The organism is bacterium (genome assembly GCA_024228115.1).
GTDB lineage: Bacteria > Myxococcota_A > UBA9160 > UBA9160 > UBA6930.
In genome coordinates this window covers 1-2325 of the sequence record JAAETT010000198.1, presented here as the reverse complement: position 1 = coordinate 2325, position 2325 = coordinate 1, and the positions used below count along the sequence as shown (strand labels likewise).

General features: G+C 63.3%; 3 protein-coding genes. 1 reads left to right on the top strand and 2 read right to left on the bottom strand.

Annotated elements, in window-relative coordinates; all coding sequences use genetic code 11:
* The first annotated feature begins 452 nt into the window (after nt 1–452).
* Entirely contained in the window at nt 453–1127 is a 675-nt protein-coding gene (gene cpaF / locus GY937_09560) for a Flp pilus assembly complex ATPase component (protein ID MCP5056955.1), read from the top strand.
* 147 nt (nt 1128–1274) lie between these two features.
* On the opposite strand, the gene GY937_09555 is transcribed toward cpaF, so the two are convergent.
* Entirely contained in the window at nt 1275–1601 is a 327-nt protein-coding gene (locus GY937_09555) for a type II toxin-antitoxin system RelE/ParE family toxin (protein ID MCP5056954.1), read from the bottom strand.
* Entirely contained in the window at nt 1598–1876 is a 279-nt protein-coding gene (locus tag GY937_09550) for a type II toxin-antitoxin system Phd/YefM family antitoxin (protein ID MCP5056953.1), read from the bottom strand. Before GY937_09550 ends, GY937_09555 begins: the two co-directional genes overlap by 4 nt.
* Nucleotides 1877–2325 lie beyond the last annotated feature (449 nt).

Here is a 2325-nt window from a genome sequence, read left to right as displayed (position 1 = left end):
GAGATGATCGGACTTCTTGGCATGCTTGGTCATGGTGGCGGTTCCTTCTTGGTGTAGTGACCCCCTCCGTAATACACGGAGGGTGAAGGAGCCGCCGCTCTCAAACTCTCAGAAAATCAACCGGTTCTGGGACATCCCCATGCGACCCAAGGGACCCGGCGAGGTCTTGCTCGCCGACAAGAGACGGGCACTTGCTCGTCCCGATGAGTTCATGTCGCTCAATGACGTCGCGTGCCGGATAGATGCCAAGCAAGTTCCGTCATCCGATAGAGCGGAAAACAAACAGCGTCTCGGAATTGATAGTTGACCCTTCCGTCGATTCGAATTCACGACGGCTGCTGGCCGCTCGCCATCGGCGTCGCCGAGCACGCGGCTGAATCGGGCCGATTCCGACGACTGCGTCGAAATCGTCAGTTGTCTGCTCCCTGCCCTCCCCGTAGCGTGCGCTCCCGATGGGAGATGAGACTGATGGGGGCACGCGCAATCACGCGCGTGATGTTCGGGAGGAGCGGCTTCAGCGGAAACTCCACCGGGAGCTTGGGTCCGTCGTTCTCGAGGCGCTTGCCGACGACAAGACCGTCGAGGTCATGGTCAACCCGGACGGCCGGGTCTGGTGGGATCGCCTCGGAGATGGCCAGTCGCTCCTCCCGGACAGGTTCACCGCCGAACGTGCGGAGAGCCTTGTTGGGACTGTCGCCGCCCTCCTCAATACCGTTGCGAACCAAGAAGAGCCGATCGTCGAGGGGGAGCTCCCGTTCTTCGGCTTCCGCTTCGAAGGGGTCGTGCCGCCCGTTTCGCGCCAGGCGCCGCTCGCGATCCGTAAGCACGCCGGGCTTCGGTTCACTTGCGATGACTCGAATCCCAGGGACCAACTGACTGCCGGGAATTCGACGACGAATCAGGACAGCCAATCCTCGCGTCGAAGCTGCAACCGCCCGAAAGCCGACTCTGCGGTCACCACGATGAGATCGAACGCAATTGCATGCGCCGCGATCTCCAGATCAAAGTCGTTCATACGATTGCCGCGCCGCTCAAGGCGCGCCTTGCGCTCGCCAAAGACACGGCTGACCTCGTCGTTCCACGGCAGGCGCAGAAGTTCCTGGCCCACGATGTTCCACTGGTCCTGAAGCAGACTTCGTCGTCTGGACGACGGTAGGTACTGAAGCCCAAACTCGATCTCCGCAGCCGTCACCTGAGAGATCGACAGGTCTTCACGCGCTCAACCGGCAACTCGCTCCGCGACGTGCCCGTGCGCCGTTCTCCGGGGCTCCTGTCTATCCCTCGAGCAAGCGACGCGCCAACAACCCGCGCATGTCGCGGCGACCGTCGGCGATGAGGTACACGTAGACGCTCTTCTTCTGCACGCGGTAGATGATCCGGTACGGCTTGAAGAACACCTCGCGGTATTCGCGGATGCCGAGGGCGACGAGTTCGGGGGGATGCGGCCCGCGGTCAGGGAACTCCTTCAGGCGAGCCAGTTCGTCTTCGATTCTCTCAAGCACATGGTCTGCGGCACCGGGTCCGTCGTGCGTAGCGATGTAGGCGTCGAGGTCGCGGAGGTCATGTACCGCATCGTCGGTCAGCAGTACGCGGTAGTTCACGCGCCCTTCGCCCGGCGCGCTCGGAGTTCGCGCAGCGCTCGCGTGGCGGGCCGCACCTCGCCAGCTTCGATCTGGCGGTTGCCCAGGGCCAGGATCTTCAGCAACGCCATCGTTTCCTGTGTCTGCTCGTAGCTATGCACGTCCTGGATGACGGCCTTGGCCTCGCCGTTCTGCGTGATGATCAGCGGCTCGCCGCGCTCGCCGAGATCACGGAGAATCGCCGATGCATTCGCCTTGAGATAGCTGATCGGCTTGATCTGATCGGACAGGGGCATGGCGCGACTCCGATGAGTAGGGACTGAATATGGATCATATTCAGTCCGATGTCAAGTGTACCTCGGGATTCCGGGCCGAGCCGCCGGGCAACGAGCAGCACTGGAGGTGCTCTCGCGCGGCCTCCCAAGGAGATCCGCCCTCCGGGTCGGAGCCCGGCGCGCGATGGAGCCGGCCCGAGAGCTTGCCTCTCCGAACGGATCGCCCGAGAATGACCCTGGCGCGCCTTTCGACCGAAATCGACGCTCAATAGCAGGGGCCGTCTACGGCCGCCGGCCGTGCTGGAACACCTCCAGTGCCGCTCCTTGCCGGCTGGTAGGGTCGAGGGCTGGCGCGGTGGTCCGTAAGGCGGTGGCCTTGTCTGTATCCCGGGTTTCCCCGTTCGTGCCCGTGTAGACCCCACCGTGACTCCGTTTCCAGCCCCCGCCACATCGAACGCAGCATGCGGATT

Bases quoted from the DNA above. Each gene is read 5' to 3' on its own strand.
- cpaF (MCP5056955.1), top strand. From the start codon at position 453: ATGGGAGATGAGACTGATGGGGGCACGCGCAATCACGCGCGTGATGTT.
- GY937_09550 (MCP5056953.1), bottom strand. From the start codon at position 1,876: ATGCCCCTGTCCGATCAGATCAAGCCGATCAGCTATCTCAAGGCGAAT.